This is a genomic window from Caballeronia sp. GAWG1-1 (assembly GCF_023631465.1).
Taxonomy (GTDB): domain Bacteria; phylum Pseudomonadota; class Gammaproteobacteria; order Burkholderiales; family Burkholderiaceae; genus Caballeronia.
In genome coordinates this window covers 66356-84516 of sequence record NZ_JALQDB010000008.1, presented here as the reverse complement: position 1 = coordinate 84516, position 18161 = coordinate 66356, and the positions used below count along the sequence as shown (strand labels likewise).

Genomic DNA, 18161 nt, shown 5'->3' with positions numbered 1-18161 from the left:
CACCCATGCCGATATCATGGTGTGACTTCACATTCCGGCCCTCGCTTCGACGCGCGTGTCATTAACATGAATGATGGCGAGCTAGCACACCTTCAGGTCGCCGTGGCCATTGTCCTGCGCTCGCCAAATCAAGTTTTGCCGCCCGCGTACTGGCGGCGTCGCATCGTAGACTTGCTTGCCCGAGGTTCGCTTCTACAAAGCCAAGTCGCCGTGCTAAACGAGTTACTTCTCCGCCTCACCGGATCTGAGGGCAGATGAGGCGTCTATGCAAGTTACCGGTGAGTTGCTAACTCGCCATCCAACTCCGCGTCCGCCAGCGCGAACTCAATGTTGTCTCGGTTAGTATCGATTAGCCGGCGAGCCCATAGAAACGCAGCACGTTCGGCAGCTGACTTAGCCGGGAATAACGCAGGGACAGAATATTGCACTGCCGCCTCGCGACGGTGTGATGTCGGCCAATGGCGGAATAGCCGCAGAATAGCTCTCCATCCGTCCCGATATTCTTCTACCGAGCATTCCACGATGTAACCGCCGATCTTGTGCATGGCGACCTCCGTCCGAGATTCTTCATACAAGCAACTCGCGGGCCTAATTAACTGAACCATTGCAAGGGCAACGCGAGCCTCCTTCCCGAAGAATTTCTCTGCATGCTGCATTGGCTCGAACTGGAGCAGTTTGGTGCTTCTCCTTACGGCCAGCGCCGAATGGCGATGGTCCATTCAAAAATCGCGATGACGCGGCTAGCGGCCCGAAGTTCGAGTCGCTGCTTCACCCGTGATGATGGTGACGCTTTTGTCCGCGAACCCAAAGACTCGTGTGTGGGTCCAAGTGTAGCTAGCTCAACCGACAATAGCGGTCCGGCGTAGAACCGAATGCTCGCCTAGAGAGCATCAAGCAGCACGGCACGTCGTGATTGTCGCCCCCAACGATGTAACCGCCGATTCTGTACATAGCGACCTCCGGTTGATTTTTTCACATGAGCGATGAGCGGTCCCACGTGAGATATCCAAAAAAAATCGAGTAATGGGACAAATTGCAAACCCATACCGTTTCATCGGTTGTCCCTTGACCTATGTGATGCGGCATCTATACTCTAACCGGTCCTAGCTCAACTTCAGTCGTCCACGCGACTTGAGGTCAATCCCGCACCCACACTCCTTGGTGCGGGATTTTTTTGTTGTAAGCGACGCTTTAAGATTGGTCTGGCGATACCGACACATGAGGAATGGGTCAGATCTCCGCTTCGACGCGCGCACCATCTTGACGACCGACGCGAAACTGGCGCACCTGCGAGTCGCTGTCGCGGCAGTTCTGCGCAGGCCTCACATTTTCCTTGCTCGGCCTATTGGCGCCGCCGGATTTCGGACTTACTCGAAAGCGATTCGCTTACACCGCATCACTTCACGGCGCTTACTGATTTACTCTTACAAATAGATCAGTTGCTCGAAGATGGGGACTATGCTCTACATCGGTGAGAGGCTTCAAGTTCACTCACCAGTTCGGCATCCGAGAGGGCTAGCTCGATGTTGTCGCAATTTTGATCAATTAGCCAGACTGCGTACAAAAACGCCGCGCGCTCGTCCCAGCAGCAGTTGCCGAAACGGCCGGCATGGCGCACTGAACACTTGGGCCATGCCAGGGATATCGAAATAGCCTTTGCTAGTCCGGAAATACTCGTATATCCACGCCGTCAACTAAAAACGTTCGGGCGAAGCGAATTGCCTCCAGCTGAGAGGCTACGACAAACACAAACGGCGATTGGTCCATCTCGATGCGTGGCACTATTACCTGCCATCCTGCATCAGGATGCGGCATCACTTGGATCTCAATTTGCATGTCGATGCTGGAATGGGCGCGGTTCCCCTCGCGCGAAGGCAGTAGCTCGCCTATCTCAATCGCGGAAATCTCTTCTCTTGCCGCCGTCTCGAGATCAGCCAACGTCCGAGGGTCCAACACAACGCCATTGAAGCGCTGCTTTACGATGTTATGAATCGCCCGTCGACGACTTTCGCGCTTTTCGTCGGTCATGAGTGTGAGGACAGACTTTGATTTGCCCAGTTGCGTTGTACATGATTGCCGGGAGTGCGCCTCGTTCGCTTCGCAGGTTGGGCATCGCCTTCACCATAAGCAGCTTCACAGCGGAATGCGCCCAAGACGTACTGTACATCCATACAGTATATCCGTAAATCGCGGTTCCGCTGACCAACTAGTTGGTAGGCTTTACCTTGTGGATCAGGACATGTGCTCGTCAAGCTTGAACATTGCAACAATGCGCGCCAGTGCGGTGGCCTGATCCTGCATCGCGCCAGCCGCCGCAGCCGCTTCCTCAACCTGCGCTGCATTGCGCTGCGTATTCTGATCAATTAGCACAACCGCCTGGTTGACCTGCCCGATACCGACACTCTGCTCCGCACTCGCATTGGCGATTTCACTGATTATGTGGGTCACGCGTTCAACTGACGCCACGATTTCTGTCATTGACGTCTTCGCGATCGCGACCTGTCGGCTACCCTCATCGACATTTAAGGCCGATCCATCGATCAAATTCTTAATCTCCTTTGCAGCGCTGGCGCTGCGCTGTGCCAGAGAACGGACTTCCGACGCGACAACGGCGAAACCGCGTCCTTGTTCGCCCGCGCGGGCAGCTTCCACGGCAGCATTAAGCGAAAGGATATTAGTCTGAAAGGCAATGCCATCGATAACTGCAATGATCTCCGTGATTCGCCGCGAAGACTCACTGATCGCAGCCATTGAGGTCACTACATTAGCGACCACATCCCCCCCGCGTTGGGCACATCCCACGGCGGCGGCGACCAGGTCATTAGCTGCCCGCGCATTCGTGGCATTTTGCTGCACGGTAGTCGTGAGTTCTTCCATTGCCGCGGCAGTCTCTTGGAGGCTGGACGCTTGGGATTCGGTGCGGGCCGAAAGGTCCAAGTTTCCAGACGCTATCTCGCCAGAAACTGTAGTGATGGTCTGCGTGCTAGTGCGCACCTCCGCGATGATTCGATTCAACGACTCCACGAAACGATTGAAGGACTGTGCAAGCACCCCTACCTCGTCACTGCTTTCCACTTTCATGCGTCGCGTAAGATCTCCGTTGCCATTTGCGATGTCGCGCAGCATCAACGCCGCCCGCCCGAGCGGCCCGACAATGGTTTGACATACAACGATGATGATAAGCAAGCCGATGCCGCCACCAACTAAAGAAGCGACGATCGCAGCAATTGTCGAAGTTTGTGTGATCTTGCCAAGGACGTCCGCTTCAGGCACTTCGGCAAGTACATACAGGTTGAGCTCAGGCATGTACGAGGCCGCGACGAAGTTCTTCCCATTCGCTCCATCCACGCTCGTTATTGCGAACTTCTGGTTGGACAGCAGCGTCGCCACGGATTGTCCGTCGAAACCCGGTTGGTCTTTCAGGAAATGATGCCCATCCGCAAGCATGGTGTTGCGATGAATAACGTACGCTCCGTCCGGGCGCACGAGATAAACAAAGCCGTGTTCACCGATTCTATAACTGCGGATCGCATCCGCGAGTTGGCTTATAGACAACCCGAGCGATGCGACGCCGACCTTCCCGCCAGCATCAAAGCGAGAGTTAATGAAGAGGTTGTACTGCGACGAGGCCTTGTCTTTGTCGAGATCCAATTCATACGGCTTGCCGCTTGAAAGAAATTTGTATAGCCACTGATCTCCAGCGTCGCTGCGCGACACTGTCCGCGACAGACCCGTCTCGTTCAGATACTTTCCTGTTTCCGCAGATACCCAAGAAATCGTGGACGCGTTCGCTTGCCCTTTTAACGCTTGCGCGTAGTGCTTCCACGCGTCAATACCATCGTCGGGCAAGCCTTTGGCCTCCCAATCCAAAAGATAGGTGTTCGAAGCCATTCCTTCTGCAAGCGCAAGCGGCGCGCCAATCTGTCGCAACACGTCATTGCGAATTTCGCCTAAGGCAGCAGGTAATTCGACAGCAACCGCCCGCTGCTTAAGGCTGTTACCTGTCAAGGCGACGCTTAGCCCCGTCGAGACAAACACAAAACAAAGAATCGCAAAGCCCATTGCGACAAGAAGTTTTTGACGGACCGATAGACGATTGAGAAACTTCATTTTTTTCGCTGCGAGGTATAGAGGGAGTTGCAAACAGTATGTGCGTCGCCCCATTGCTCAAAGTGACTGTATCGAACAATGCGTCCGCTGCTTCATGGGTAACGGATTTTTCTTCAACAAATTAAGTGTTGAGGACAAGCATCGCCCATAAAGTCTTCGTGTTGCACAGGAAACCTTATAACTTTCTCGCAACAGCATCCACACTATATTGCGTCGATTCGTCGTGAGACAGACTTACCCATCGATTGCGCCCCTCATGTTTGGCGCGATACATTGCAGCGTCAGCAAGGTCGAGCATGCGAGCTCCATCCGCCACGTGCGTGGAATCGCAAAGCATTAGACCCAGGCTCACAGTTACGACACCGTACGCGCTGTCGGCATGCTTTATGGCGAGCTTGCGGACCTGCTGCACGACCGATTCGGCAAGCTCGCCCGCTGCAGCCGCGTCAAGCACTAAACATAAAATTGCAAACTCCTCGCCGCCAATGCGAGCAAAAGTCGATCCGACCGGCAGGACGTCGCTGATGGCAAGCGCGACCGCTCTCAAAACGCCGTCGCCGAATGCGTGGCCATAGCGATCGTTGAAACATTTAAACCAATCGACGTCGATGAACAGGATCGCGATTTGCCCGTCATCTAGATCTTTGACACGCGACACATCCATCAACGCTGCATCGAATCGGCGTCGATTTGCGAGCCCGGTCAGTGGATCTCGCCACGCCAAGGTTGCGAGTTCGTCGTTTGCGGCACGCAGTCTAGCTGCTAGATCAAGCTGTGTACGGCAAATTGTTTGGACTTGCGTCAGATATTGCCGACGGTCTGAAAGTACGGACGCCATCAAGTATGAAGCGAGTGCGCATGCAAGCGCAAAACCCTGGACCGCGAGAATGGCCTGCTCGGGACCTGCATATCTGCCGAGAGGACTAGTAAGCGGTTGTCCGACGGTGCAGATCACTGCAAGCGCAGTGGCAATGCAAGTTCCCGTGACCGCTACATAGCTGCCCGCCCAAAGAACGGCGAGCACCACCGATGGCAACACCCAATAGGCCGGTAACCAGTGCGATTGTTGAAATGCTGCGATGGTCACGACCAAGACGATTGCGTGCGCAAACACGCCTTGTCGGCACTTCCGCAGGATCTTCTCTAACGATCTTTGGCGGCTTCTTGCAACGGACAATTGACGCTGCGCACGTCGGAAAACATAGCCGAGCGGCATGAAAAGCAATAGACCGAGCGCATCGCTGACGAACCAACTGCGGCTGACAGACAGCGGAGGCCATCCTAGTGCGAGATGCGAGGCCACCCCGACCGTGACCGCCGACACTGTTACCGGAAAAAGCACCGCGCAGGTCAAAAACCAAAACAAACTGCGCGGATTCTTGACTGCTGATACGGAGGCATGAGAAACGGTGAACGAAATCCAAAGGACCACGAGTTCAATAACATTTCCGAATGTGAAAAGCGGCACGGCCGTGCGATCAGTCAGGAACGCCGCATTGGCGATAAAGCCGCCGATGGCGACAGCGCTGACAAGGTCGCTCCAGCGGGTATTACGGCCGTTATAAAACAGGCCGACAATCAGACCATTTGCAGGCCATATACTGCTGACGCCCCATGTCGTCCGGGTCAGGGCTATGCCTAAACATGCAAGCGCGCCATACGTCGACACTACTATCAAGAAATTTGTAAGGCGCTTCATTTGCAAAATGCTATGGGTCAAGCGTGAGACACCGCGCTTTCTGCTCTATGCACGGAACGGCGCGACAGCACGAAAGGTATAACGGCACATCCGCCATCTTCTATAGGTTCCGCAGCAGGAAAGGCGTGTTGCCGCCTTCCGCCAAGAGCTATAGATGTGTTAATTTCGGCGCTGGCTTTGATAGAGTTGCAAGAGAGTCAGGCGCACACCCGAGCGTAGTGGGCTCGGCCCCGAAGTAACGGCCCGGCGTCGTGCCGAACGTCCGCCGGAATAACGCGATAAATGCGCTCGCATTGTCGTACCCGAGCTGCAGGGCAATACTGGTAACTGGCTCTCCTGCCGCTAGCAACTCGAGTGCGCGCACAAGCCTAGCTCGCTGTCGCCACGCGGTGAACGTCATGCCAGTCTCTGAAACGAAGCGGCGACTTACCGTACGTGGTGCTGCATGCGCCCAGATGGACCAGTCTTCGAGCGATCGCGTGTCAGCGGGCGAATCGGCAAGTGCGGTCGCGATGCGTAATAGCCGAGCGTCGCTAGGCATCGGCAAGCTAAAAGCATCGGCGTGGCTGCCGGCGATCTCGTCGAGGATCACGGCGGCGATGTGCCGCTGTCGGTCGTCTAAAGGCGCGTACTCCCACTCGGCCGCACGCACGATCGCCTCTTTCAGCAAGCCCGTCATCTCGATAACGCGCGGCTCTTTGGGCAGCGCAGCGCACGCGTGCGCAGACACGTATGCCGCCCAACCCGAGAACGGACCGTGCGAACGTGCGGCGTGGACGGTTGATGGCGGGATCCACGCGGCCCGTGTCGTCGGAAATACCCAAGCGCCGCTATGAGTCCGAACGCTCAGCAGGCCTTGAAAGAGGCCCAGCAATTGACCCGTAGGGTGCTGATGGGCCCCTGACTCGCGCGGAGCGCTCTGCTTCCCCGCTAGCGCGATCAATGGTGGATCCACACCCGTTAACGTATGGACGAGGTCGAATTTGCTCTGCAGATGATTGAGTGAAGGCATGGCGGCTTCGCGCTATCGGTTGGCACCTATAGTCTACCGCTGCCAACGCTTATCGGATTATGCTTCGAGCATCCTCTTGCCGGAGCCGAACCATGTCATCTGCTGCACTCGACACGAGCGACCTCGACCGCTTGTATGACCAACCATCCGAATTCATTACAAAGGGCGTATTGCCGCGCCTGCTACCCTTCCACCGTGCCTACTTGCGTGTTGCGAGTTTTTTCTGTTTCGCCACAGGCAATGCTACAGGGCTAGATGCGTCACCTCGCGGAGGCCAACCCGGATTCGTGCACGCGCTCGACGAAAAGCACGTCGCCTTTGCGGACTGGCCGGGCAATAACCGCATAGCGTCGTTGCGAAATTTGACGGAAGACGATCGCGTTGGCATGTTGTTCCTGTTTCCCGGTCTCGAAGTATTCATGCGCATTAACGGACGCGCCACAATCACAGATGACCCGGCACTGCTGGGTCGTTTTGCCGAAGGCACAAAAACACCCAAGACGGCAATTGTCGTGACGATTGATGAGGTACTGTTTCACTGCGGCAAAGCAATTAATCGAGCAAAGCTCTGGAGCGACGCATCGCGACTTGATCGTTCGAGCGTTCCGTCGCCTGGAGAAATGAAAGCGGCAATGGCTGAACAGGATGCGAACATCGTACGCACGATCGACGATGCGTACTACCAGTCAGTCCGCAACAACCTGTATTGAGCGCCAAGGCTTGGGCAGGGACATAGGAGTCGATAGAGATGGCGCATGCAGTACGTAGATGAAAATTGCCGTAGGACCAGATCAGCGCCGCGCCCTAACGGCTCTCGTTTATTAGCGCCGGCATGATGACGGCGCGCTCGTATAGCATCGTTCTTCTTGGCTTGTCGATGGGACGACGAGGTGCTCCGGGATCGCAGTCAGAAACCACGCCTCCTAATCCGAACGTCTTAACGCGGCGCTTCCACCATAACTAGAAGGCGTGTAAATAACGTTAGAGCAGATCAAAAGAATTTATCGGGACGCCATTGATCCAAATGCGAGCGGCGAAAGCGCAGCCTGGTGGGCATCGGTCGCAGTGGATGGAAAAGGCCACGATTGGACGCTGATAAGGTAGTGAAAAGGAAAGCAAAAAACAAAATGCTGCAAACGAAAACCTGTCTAGCACCATGCCCCGAAGCAGCGAAATCACAAAGGCCGCCCCATGTGCCCGGTGTGACGACACCGATAAGACGATTCCGAGCAGTGGGAAGACCGCAAGCAGACCGCTCCACGCGGGGGGGCCGGCCCGACCGGATAACGAGGTAACCAGGAGCGTCAGGACTGCGCCAGCAACCATCCTGCTTATCAGGTCGGACCGCGTAAGCGGTGCGGCTGCTGCGATCGCAGGCTGCGCGGCAAGAACGACTGGCAGAAGCACACGGCGGCGAAGGCGGCGGTCGTGGTCCAGATAGGTGACGTTGGCAACATTGATAAGCCAAACGCGGAATTAGACCGCGTAATAAGCCCCTACAACTAGTGCCACGCGCCACGAACGCGAGCGGCGGGTCCATGCATATGCGAGATTGAATGCTTCTGACGCGAGAATTGCGGAAAGAGGCAGCGTGGCAGCGCGCGCGCCGAAGATCGGGCCATGCGCGAGCACAAGAATAAACAGATTCGGACCTGCAACCACGGGTAGACCAGCCAACCAGCCAGCAATAGATGCCCCCACCATTTAGCCGACATCGAAACGACAAGCAGGAACAGCGGGACTAGCGTTGGTTTGAGCGCGAGCATGCCGAATTCGAGCGGATTTTAAGTGCGATCATACCCTCGCCCCTATCGGGGTGCTACTGTACCTACCGGATGGCTGCTATGCGGACACCGCAATGAAGGACCGCTCATGGCCGCTTACATCCGCTCGGTGAATGCGGCCGACTTTCAACATCATCCGAATGCCCCTTTGCTCTTGGCGACTACGATAGCTGACCTACTCGCGATGTCATAACGCTTCGTGAGCAATTAAGTCAGTGGCGCGACGTTGTCAACGTTGACTAACACCGGCGGCGCAAAACGGTTTGCTGCTTACAATGGCATGGCCGCATATCAGATGCCATGTTCGAGATAGCGCGCAGTGACTCATCACGTAAATGAAACAGTCATGCAGGCCTTCCAAACCGGAGTTCTCAGGGCGGCCCGAAAGGAATTCGAAGAGACGAGGTCACAGGCAAGACCTATCGCGCAAATCTTGCTGTGACTCAATTGCCGTTCAACGTCAAGCATTGGGACAGCGTGAACAAGGAAGCCGAGCCTTTCAAACTGCCGGTGGACGCAAGCGACAATGCTGCATGGCGCCGCAATGCCCCAGACAGCGATGATCAGGCAGCGTAAAACGTTGCTTAGCGCCGTGAAGTTCACTGCCGGAGGCGCAGTGCAGCCTCATAAGAAAGTGGCCTGCTGACGAGTAATCTTAACTGCTACATTTTTGCTACAGCAAAGACCAAAAATACCATACAGCCATGCTCCCCGGGATCATTCCACCCCGTGAACTACGGGGAGCGCGCCGGCATCGAGGCGCACGGCTCGCCGTTGCGAGACGGCCAAGCGAGCGCAGAGTATAGCAAACGCCACTCGCGCTAATCGGGACGTCGCGCGGAAAATTCATCACGCTGACGCCAACGGCGTACGTTCAGGGTTTATCCCTATCAAGTTGGATCTGAAACGGCCGCCATCGCAATAATGGACCCTAACCCCGATACCAAGCCACAAGGCGCGTTCTCGGCATTGCTGGCAGACCAGGACCTGACTCATCTCGAGCGGGTGTTGCGGCAGTCATTGTCGCGCGACGCGGGCGGGTACGCGCTGCCGCCTTCGTATTGGCGCGAGCGTCTCGCGGCCATCACGCGGCAGGCGCATCTGTCTCACACGCAGTTGCAGACGGTGCATCGGTTGTATTTGTATGTCGACCGGTTCGAAGCCGCCGCGGAGGCACGCGAAGCCAAGCGCCTGGCCGATGCTGCCGATATCGAACCCGGCGCGCCGCTCAGTGCCGATGCCTGAGCCACCACTCCCGCAGCGGATGATGCGCCGCTCGCTCGAGCTCACGTCGCGCCATGCGCTCGCGCCGCGCATCGCGCCAATCGTCGGCCAGCAAGACGATGCTAATGGCGGCAAGCGCCGCGAGGCCCACTAGAAACATCGGTAAGTCGAACATGGCGCCCTCCTTTGAATTGCCGCCATGTCTTCATGATAGGACGCGCAGTCACGCGCGGCCAGCCAATCATCCGCCCGCCGAAGCCCCCTGCCGCGCCCGCTGCTGTTGCGCATGCGCCGCGAGCCGCACGGCCGCATTCGCCGCGCCGTAACCATCGTAACCGCCGCGCCGTTCGATCACTTCCAGGAAGAAGCGCTGATCGAGCTGCTCGGTGTACGCATGAAAAAACTCGCCGCCACGCTCGTCGCGATCGTAAAGAATGTTGTGTTCGTGCATGGCGTCGATCAGTTCGTCGGCCAGGCCGTAGCGCGCAACCAGATCGTCGTAGTAGTTGCGCGGAATGCGCAGGAATTTGACGCCATCGGCTTCGAGTCGAGGAATGGCATCGAAGATATCGGACGTGCTGAACGCCACGTGATTCAAACCCGAACCGCGATAAGTCGTCAGCGACTCCACCACCGCCGTATGCCGGTCCATCGACGCATTCAGCGCAATGCGCACCGACCCGTCGCGGCTGCGTACCGCGCGGCTGCGCACGAGACCGTACGGGTCCGGCACGGTCACGCTTGCTTCGACTTCGAAGCCGAACGCGCTGCGGAAAAACAGCACCCAGGTGTCGAGCGCGTTGGCGGGCAGCGACAGACACACGTGGTCGATACGTTCGAGCGGACCCACTTCGTAAGGCCCGTCGATGTCCGTCAAAATGAAATCGGATTCCCACAGCGTGGGACCGCCCGGTTCTTCATCGACGAAATAATCGAGGCTGCCGTCAGGCGACTGCACGCCTGGCACCACGCGCTCGTTCGGTCCGACCTGCCCCGAAAACGGCTTCGACCCATAAGCGGCCGCGCGTTCGAACGCGAGCTTCGCGTCATCGACATGAAATGCGGACGCGCACAGCGACAAGCCGTGCTGCTCGAAGAACGCGCTCGCGAAGGAATCGGCTTCCGCGTTGAGCACGATCGACCCCGCGCCATGCCGGTACAGCGAGACATCCTTCGAGCGATGCTTGCCCGCCAGCCGAAAGCCCAACCTGCCGAGCCAGCCGGCGACATGTTCGCGCGTGGCGGCATCGACGGCGAATTCGAGGAACTGGAAGCCGATATGCGCGGGCGGCGCGGGCGGATCGAAGAGTTCGGCTGGCGCCTGGTCGCCCATCAATGCGCGCGTCTGCTCTTCCAGAAAGCGCAGCGAGCGATGCCCGTCCGCGGCGGTGATGGCCGTGGGCGCGGCGCGAAAACCATCGTTGAAGATTTCGAGCGAGAGCGGGCCGGTATAACCCGCTTCGAACACGCGCGCCGTGAAGCCCGCGACATCGAACGCGCCTTGCCCCGGAAAGCAGCGATAGTGACGGCTCCATTCGAGCACGTCCATGGCGAGCACGGGCGCGTCGGCAATTTGCACAAAGGTGATGCGGTCGCCCGGAATCCGCGCGATCTCCTCCACCGAATCGCGGATGGAAAGCGTATGGAAGCTGTCGAGCACGATACCGAGACTCGCGTGATTCACGGCATCGACGAGTTTCCACGCGTGCTTGTACGAGTTGACGTGACGCCCCCACGCAAGCGCTTCGTAACCGACGATCACGCCCGCTTCTTCCGCGAGGCGCGCGAGCTTGCCGAGTTGATCGACGATCAACGCGTCGTCGCCGATGGTGTCCGGCGACACATTGCTGCACGCCAGCATGCGATCCGCGCCGAGCTCGTGCATCAGCTCGAACTTGCGCTTCGCGCGCTCGGCGTTCTTCGCGAGACGCTCGGCGCTCACGCCCTCGAAGTCGCGAAACGGCTGGAACAGATAGATGGCGAGGCCAAGATCCGCGCACATGCGGCGCACGTCGGCGGGCGTGCCGTCGAAGTACAGCAGATCGTTCTCGAAAATCTCGACGCCATCGAACCCTGCCGCGCGGATTGCCTTCAGCTTCTCGGGCAAGGTGCCGCTGATGGATACCGTCGCAATGGATGTCCGGATTGAACGCAGCATCGCTGCCTCCTCGTTGCATTCAGATGATGCGGGTGGATCGGTGCAGTCCCGTCAGTGTAGGACGTTCGCGGCGCTTGCGGGAAACGGAGCGGCGCGCACGCAATCCACGTCATTGTGCGCAAGCATAACAAACTAACTAGACCGTACAAATACGTGAAAACACCGAAGGACACGGCATCGAGCGCCCGTCACACTGCGCTTACATTATTTGCACTGGAGTATTGCGCATGACCAGCAAAGCGTCTCCCCGCTCCTATCTCGTCGGGCTGATCGGCTCGGGTATTGGCGGCTCGCTCACGCCCGCGATGCACGAGGAAGAAGGCGGCAAGCTCGGGCTCAACTATGTGTATCGACGGATCGACTTGCACGCGCTCGCGCTCGAACCGTCCGCGCTGCCCGATCTGCTCGATGCCGCCGAACGCATGGGCTTCGACGGGCTCAATATCACGTATCCGTGCAAGCAGAGCGTGATCCCCTTGCTCGACGACCTCGACCCCGACGCCCGCGCGCTCGGCGCGGTCAATACGGTTGTCTTCAGGGATGGCAAGCGGATCGGCTACAACACCGACTGGTCGGGTTTCGCGCGGGCGTTCGAACGCGGTTTGCCGGGTGTGCCGATGGATCGCGTGGTGCAACTCGGCGCGGGCGGCGCGGGCGCGGCGGTGGCCCATGCCGCGCTGACCATGGGTGCGCGATCGCTCACGCTATTCGATTCGGACGACACTCGCGCGGCCGCGCTCGCAAGCGAACTCGCCGCGCGTTTTCCCGATCGCGAAGTCAAGAGCGGCGGCGATCTACGCGACGTGTTGCAGAAGGCGAACGGCCTGATTCATGCGACGCCCACCGGCATGGCGAAACTGCCCGGCCTGCCCTTGCCCGCCGAGTTTCTGCACAAGGACTTGTGGGTGGCGGAGATCGTCTATTTCCCGCTCGAAACGGAGTTGCTGAAAGCAGCCCGCGCGCTCGGCTGCCGCACGGTGAGCGGCGGCGGCATGGCGGTGTGTCAGGCCGTGGATGCGTTGCGCATCTTTACCGGCCTCGAACCGGATGCCGAGCGCATGTTCGCGCATTTCCAGACCTTGCTGGAACGCTGAGCCCTTCGGCGCCCTCGAAACCAAAACGGCGGCACTCGCAGAAGTGCCGCCGTTTTGTCTTGGCTCGTCTTGGCTTCAGTCTTCGCGGCGCACGAAGCGCAGCACCGCTTCGATGATCATCTCGCGATGCCGCGCCCGTGAACGCGGCCCGGATGGATCGCGCCCGAACGCCGCGCCCCACGTATGCCGATTCGCCACGCGATGAAAACAGAACGAACTGATCATCAGATGCAGATCGATCGGGTCGATGTCCTCGCGAAAACGCCCCGCCGCGACACCGCGCGCAATCAGGTCTTCGATGGTCTTGATGACGGTCGAGTTACGCGCCTTGAAGGTCTTCGACTGCTCGATGTACTTCGCGCCATGCACGTTCTCGATAGTCACAAGACGCACGAAATCGCGATGCTTGTCGTGATAGTCGAACGTGAAGCCGATGAACTCGCGCATGGCCTCTTCCGGGTCCAGCTCTTCCAGCCTGAGCTCTTGTTCGAGCGCGCGGATGTCGCCATACACCTGCTCCAGCACGGCTTCATAGAGACCGTCCTTGCTGCCGAAGTAGTAATACAGCATGCGCTTCGTGGTGTTGGTGCGCTCCGCGATTGCGTCGACGCGCGCGCCGGTCAGACCCATTGCCGAGAATTCCTGCGTCGCGATGTCAAGGATGTTCCGCTTGGTCTCCTCAGGATCGTACTTGCGCCGCCCTTCCGAGGACGACGAGGGCGCAGCACTGGCGGCCTTGCTTCCTTTCTTCATTTTTCTGTCTGAAAACGGCATCGAAAATCGATTCTAGCATGGGGTTTCCAAGCGTCTTATGCGCTTCATCCCTATGCGCGGCATTTGTTTTCAAAGGCTTAACCTATAATTTTTCGGTCCCCGATGCGTGGTCCGCATCAATCAAACGAGAATCGAATGAAGCACCTTCAGGTACTTGCCGCATCCTTGCTGGGTCTTGGCGCCCTGCACGCGGCGGCGCAGACGCAACTGCCTCCCGGTCATCCCGCCACGCCGCAACTGCTTGCCGCCGAAGGCGTGATGACGAGCGCGAACATCGCGCGCGGCGCAGCCGACGTGTGTCATATCGACGCTGCCAAGGTGGCGCGTTTCAAGGACATGGCACGCAAGAACTTCCCCGATGCGCCCGATTTCGACGCCGAGTGGAAGCTCGGGCTCGCGCAGGCGCAACCGACGGTGGATCGCATCAACAAGCTGCAGACGAGCAATCCGGCGCAATACCAAAAGCAGATCGACGAAGCCTGCCCGGCGCTGAACAAGGGTATCGATGAAGCGACGGCACAGGCTCAATAAGCCGTCGTCCGAAGCGCCCTATTTGCGTTGCGCGTTGGCGTAGTGCAGGCGCTTCTCGACATACATCGCGGCATCGGCGCGTTGCAGCATCGGCTCGATGCGCTCGCCTTCGTGCGCGGTCGCGGCGCCCATCGCGAAGCTGAGCGGCATGCCCGAGTAGAACTGATTGTTCACTTCGAGCAACTGGCGAATGCCGTCCATCAGCGCCTCGCCGCCGCGTTCGTCCGTGCCGGGCAGCAGCACCATGAATTCGTCGCCGCCTATCCGCGCCGCCTGGAACGGCTTCTCCACCGCCTTAGAGAGCACTTCGCCCGCGCGGCGCAGCAAGGCGTCGCCGGCCGCGTGGCCGAGCTGATCGTTGACGGTCTTGAGGCCATTCACATCGACCGCGATGGCCGTCACGGGGAACGGACCCTTGCGCTCCAGCCGATTGATTTCATCCGCATAGAACGAGCGATTCTTGAGCTTGGTGAGCACGTCGTGCTTGCCGAGAAACTCCAGATACGCCTCGGCCTTCTTGCGCGCGGTGATGTCCGTGAGCGCGACGAGCACGAGATCCCAGCGCTTCTCGTGCCCCGGAAACACCGAAAATTGCAGGTGCACGTGCACCTCGTTGCCATCGAGCGAATAGTTCAGCACCTCGCGCTGATGAAAGAGCTTGTGCTCCCATAGCTCGATCAACTGCTCCTGAAAGTGCTGCTGCATGTCGTCGCGGAACACTTCCGGCAGACGCGCGAGCAAGGTCGCCTTGTCGGGCGCGGCGAACATGCGCAAGGTGTGCTGATTCACGTCGAGGACGTGAATCTCCTGCATGCATCGTTCGACGAATTCGGGGTGCACGCTCGTAAAGGTACGGAAGTCGACGATACCCCGTTCGCGTACATCGTCGAGCAAGTCTTTCACGGAACTGAAGTCTTCCACCCACAGCGAAACCGGCGAATGCTCGAAAAGGCCGCGCGCATAAAGGCTGCTCGCCGCGGTCTGGCGGCGCATGGTTTCGAGTTCCGTGATGTCCTCGATGGTGACGAGCACACGGCTCCACGTATTCTCGTGCCCCGGCAAGATCGCGGCCTTGAGAAGCACGTCGAGACGCTTGCCGTCGAGCGTGTAGTTGACCGTCCGGCTTACGAAACGCGGTTCGCCGGACCAGAGTTGCTCCAGTTCGTCGATGTGCGTGGTCAGCATGTCGTCGCGAAACACGCGTTCGAGGTTTTGCACGAGATGATCGAGGTCTTTCGCGCCGAACAAGCCGAGCGTGCGCCGATTCACCTTCACCACCCGAATGCGTGAAGAGCATTCGACGATGCGCGCTGGGTCTTCTTCGAGGAACGCGCGCAAGTCGGTGACACCTGCCGCGCGCCAGCGCTCGAACTGCTCGCGCACGGCGCTGAAGTCTTCGAGCCAGAGCGAGACCGGAGCGAGGTCGAACATGTCGGCATCGTCTTCCGGCACGCTCGCGGGTGTGAACTGTCCAGTGATTGGGCGCGGATCGTTTGGCATAAAAATCCCTTCGGCTCGCGTCGGAGCGCTATTCATCGCACGATTTGTCTCAATATTGTAGCGCGCCGCTTTTACGTCCATCCGCTGATAAGCGAGCAGATTCCGGGCGATTTTCCCGAATCGGGAGCGACGCCCGGCTCAATTGAGGGGCGGATGCTACACTCGATCGAATAACGCGCCGCAAGTTCAACTCCCGATCGTAGGCATGCTTGCTGCAATCGGTTGCGTGCTGCCGTATTCAAGCGTGCATGACACACGTCCGCGGATCCTTTCAGTCCGCCAACTCCCAACACGCGACAAGGAGGCATGACTCTCATGGCTGATTTCCGCATCTGGTCCGACGAATTTCCCGCCAATGGTTACTTGACGCGCGAGCACGAGTTCGATCAGCAGGCTTTCGGCGTCTCGGGCGACAACCTTTCCCCGGCGCTGCAATGGGAAGACCCGCCGGCCGACACGCGAAGCCTCGCGCTCACCGTCTACGATCCCGACGCGCCCACCGGCAGCGGCTTCTGGCACTGGGTCGTGGTCAACATTCCCGCCGACGTCCGCTCGCTGCCGCGCAACGCGGGCAAGGCGGATGGCAGCCTCTTGCCAGCGGGCGCGCTGCAAATGCGCAACGACTACGGCACGGTTGGCTTCGGTGGCGCCGCGCCGCCGCGTGGCGACAAGCCGCATCGCTACATCTTCCGTATTCACGCGCTGAAGGCGGATCAACTGCCGCTCGACGCCAACGCGACCAATGCCGTTGCGCGCTTCATGACTCATCTCAACGAGATCGACTCGGCGACGTACACCGGTCTCTATCAGCTGAAATAAGCATCACGCTTCTTCTCCGGACGATGCGCGCATCGTCCGGCCGTTGAACGCGCCGCTCCTACCTCTCGCCTACCGATGGATTCCGAACAAGGTCTTCCCCTGCCGCAGCGTTATTGGGCCATCGCGGTGGTCGCGCTCGGCATTACGCTCGCGGTACTCGACGGCGCCATCGCCAACGTCGCGTTGCCGACCATCGCGCGCAATCTGCTGGCCTCGCCCGCGGATTCCATCTGGATCGTCAACGCGTATCAGCTCACCATCACCATCTCGCTTTTGCCGCTGGCTTCGCTCGGCGACCGTATCGGCTACCGTCGCGTATATATGGCCGGCCTCGCGGTCTTCACCGTCTCGTCACTGGCCTGCGCGATGTCCGGTTCGCTGCTCACGCTGACGCTAGCGCGCATCGTGCAGGGATTCGGCGCGGCGGGAATCATGAGCGTGAACACCGCGATCGTGCGCATGATCTATCCGCAAAAGCATCTGGGGCGCGGCATCAGCATCAATGCAACCGTGGTCGCGATTTCATCGGTGATCGGTCCGACGGTCGCCTCGGGCGTGCTCTCGGTCGCCACCTGGCCGTGGCTCTTTGCCATCAACGTGCCGATAGGACTCGTGGCGCTTGCCATCGGCACGAAGGCGCTGCCGCGCATGGACGGGCATCGCCGGCCTTACGACTACATCAGCGCGCTGATGAACGCGCTTTTCTTCGGGCTTGCCATCGTCGCGGTCGACGGGCTCGGGCACGGCGAGCATCGGCCGTATGTGATCGGCGAGTTCATCGTGACGGCGGTCATCGGCTACTTTTTCGTGCGCCGGCAATTGCGTCAAAGCGCGCCGCTTTTGCCCGTCGATCTGTTGCGCATTCCAGTGTTCGCGCTATCGATTGGCGCGTCGGTGTGCTCGTTCTGCGCGCAGATGCTGGCGTTCGTGTCGCTGCCTTTTCTGCTGCAGAACGGCTTCGGCATGAGTCAGGTCGAAACTGGCTTCCTGATGACGCCGTGGCCGCTCGTGATCGTGTTCGTCGCGCCGCTCGCGGGCGTGCTCGCGGATCGTTATCCCGCTGGTCTGCTGGGCGGCATCGGGCTGGCGGTTCTGACCGTGGGTCTTGCGCTGCTCGCCACGACAGGCCCGCATCCGGATGCGTTCGATATCGGCTGGCGCATGGCTGTCTGTGGGCTTGGCTTCGGGCTGTTCCAGTCTCCGAACAACCGACAAATCATTTCTTCCGCGCCACGGCATCGCAGCGGCGGCGCGAGCGGCATGCTTGGCACGGCGCGGCTGACGGGGCAGACACTCGGCGCGGCTATCGTCGCGTTGATCTTTGGCGTCGAACCGCAGCACGGGCCGCTGATCGCGCTTGGCGTAGGCGCTGGTTTCGCGGCGACGGCGGCTTTGGTTAGTCTCTTGCGGCTGACGGGGAAGCGTAGCGTCGAGACCGTTTGATGGTTCGGCTTTA

Annotated in this window: 14 protein-coding genes and 1 pseudogene; 6 read left to right on the top strand and 9 right to left on the bottom strand. The window is 59.1% G+C overall.

What is annotated here, in order from left to right:
- Window positions 1-1659: 1659 nt before the first annotated feature.
- The 4 genes from NCT03_RS04480 to NCT03_RS33800 all read right to left on the bottom strand — a co-directional run bounded on the left by NCT03_RS04480 (window position 1660) and on the right by NCT03_RS33800 (window position 6350).
- Complete coding sequence (locus tag NCT03_RS04480; RefSeq protein ID WP_250464012.1) at window positions 1660-2028, bottom strand: hypothetical protein; 369 nt, start codon at window positions 2026-2028, stop codon at window positions 1660-1662.
- Window positions 2029-2232: 204 nt separating this feature from the next.
- Window positions 2233-4110, bottom strand: a complete 1878-nt coding sequence (locus tag NCT03_RS04475; protein ID WP_250464010.1) for a methyl-accepting chemotaxis protein — start codon at window positions 4108-4110, stop codon at window positions 2233-2235.
- A 175-nt stretch (window positions 4111-4285) separates the two neighbouring features.
- A complete protein-coding gene (locus NCT03_RS04470; RefSeq protein WP_250464008.1) occupies window positions 4286-5830 on the bottom strand; it encodes a GGDEF domain-containing protein in 1545 nt (514 codons plus the stop codon).
- Between the two features lie 127 nt (window positions 5831-5957).
- The gene (locus NCT03_RS33800; protein WP_284503055.1) at window positions 5958-6350 is read right to left on the bottom strand and encodes a helix-turn-helix transcriptional regulator; all 393 of its coding nucleotides are present in this window, start codon (window positions 6348-6350) and stop codon (window positions 5958-5960) included.
- A 563-nt stretch (window positions 6351-6913) separates the two neighbouring features.
- Between NCT03_RS33800 and NCT03_RS04460 the strand changes: the two genes are divergently transcribed.
- Complete coding sequence (locus NCT03_RS04460; RefSeq protein ID WP_250464006.1) at window positions 6914-7531, top strand: MSMEG_1061 family FMN-dependent PPOX-type flavoprotein; 618 nt, start codon at window positions 6914-6916, stop codon at window positions 7529-7531.
- A 271-nt stretch (window positions 7532-7802) separates the two neighbouring features.
- Here the strand turns inward: NCT03_RS04460 and NCT03_RS04455 are convergent.
- Window positions 7803-8587 (bottom strand): annotated as a pseudogene (locus tag NCT03_RS04455) (hypothetical protein).
- Window positions 8588-9529: 942 nt separating this feature from the next.
- Here NCT03_RS04455 and NCT03_RS04450 point away from each other — a divergent pair.
- Entirely contained in the window at window positions 9530-9850 is a 321-nt protein-coding gene (locus NCT03_RS04450; protein ID WP_250492047.1) for a hypothetical protein, read from the top strand.
- On the opposite strand, the gene NCT03_RS04445 is transcribed toward NCT03_RS04450, so the two are convergent.
- Both NCT03_RS04445 and NCT03_RS04440 read right to left on the bottom strand, forming a co-directional pair.
- A complete protein-coding gene (locus NCT03_RS04445; protein WP_244827472.1) occupies window positions 9834-10004 on the bottom strand; it encodes a hypothetical protein in 171 nt (56 codons plus the stop codon). The two genes, NCT03_RS04450 and NCT03_RS04445, sit on opposite strands and share 17 nt — an antisense overlap.
- Window positions 10005-10070: 66 nt before the next feature.
- The gene (locus tag NCT03_RS04440) at window positions 10071-11975 is read right to left on the bottom strand and encodes a bifunctional sugar phosphate isomerase/epimerase/4-hydroxyphenylpyruvate dioxygenase family protein (protein ID WP_250492171.1); all 1905 of its coding nucleotides are present in this window, start codon (window positions 11973-11975) and stop codon (window positions 10071-10073) included.
- 239 nt (window positions 11976-12214) lie between these two features.
- Here NCT03_RS04440 and NCT03_RS04435 point away from each other — a divergent pair, with 239 nt between their 5' ends.
- On the top strand, window positions 12215-13081 hold the full coding sequence (locus tag NCT03_RS04435) for a shikimate dehydrogenase (RefSeq protein WP_250492046.1): 867 nt from the start codon (window positions 12215-12217) through the stop codon (window positions 13079-13081).
- Window positions 13082-13156: 75 nt separating this feature from the next.
- Here NCT03_RS04435 and NCT03_RS04430 read toward each other — a convergent pair whose 3' ends face one another.
- A complete protein-coding gene (locus tag NCT03_RS04430) occupies window positions 13157-13834 on the bottom strand; it encodes a TetR/AcrR family transcriptional regulator (RefSeq protein WP_244827470.1) in 678 nt (225 codons plus the stop codon).
- Window positions 13835-13990: 156 nt separating this feature from the next.
- Between NCT03_RS04430 and NCT03_RS04425 the strand changes: the two genes are divergently transcribed.
- The gene (locus NCT03_RS04425) at window positions 13991-14386 is read left to right on the top strand and encodes a hypothetical protein (protein WP_244827469.1); all 396 of its coding nucleotides are present in this window, start codon (window positions 13991-13993) and stop codon (window positions 14384-14386) included.
- A gap of 18 nt (window positions 14387-14404) precedes the next feature.
- On the opposite strand, the gene NCT03_RS04420 is transcribed toward NCT03_RS04425, so the two are convergent.
- The gene (locus NCT03_RS04420; RefSeq protein ID WP_244827468.1) at window positions 14405-15886 is read right to left on the bottom strand and encodes a sensor domain-containing diguanylate cyclase; all 1482 of its coding nucleotides are present in this window, start codon (window positions 15884-15886) and stop codon (window positions 14405-14407) included.
- A gap of 315 nt (window positions 15887-16201) precedes the next feature.
- On the opposite strand from NCT03_RS04420, the gene NCT03_RS04415 reads away from it, so the two are divergent.
- On the top strand, window positions 16202-16705 hold the full coding sequence (locus NCT03_RS04415) for a YbhB/YbcL family Raf kinase inhibitor-like protein (protein WP_250463998.1): 504 nt from the start codon (window positions 16202-16204) through the stop codon (window positions 16703-16705).
- A 75-nt stretch (window positions 16706-16780) separates the two neighbouring features.
- Entirely contained in the window at window positions 16781-18148 is a 1368-nt protein-coding gene (locus NCT03_RS04410; protein ID WP_250463996.1) for an MFS transporter, read from the top strand.
- Window positions 18149-18161 lie beyond the last annotated feature (13 nt).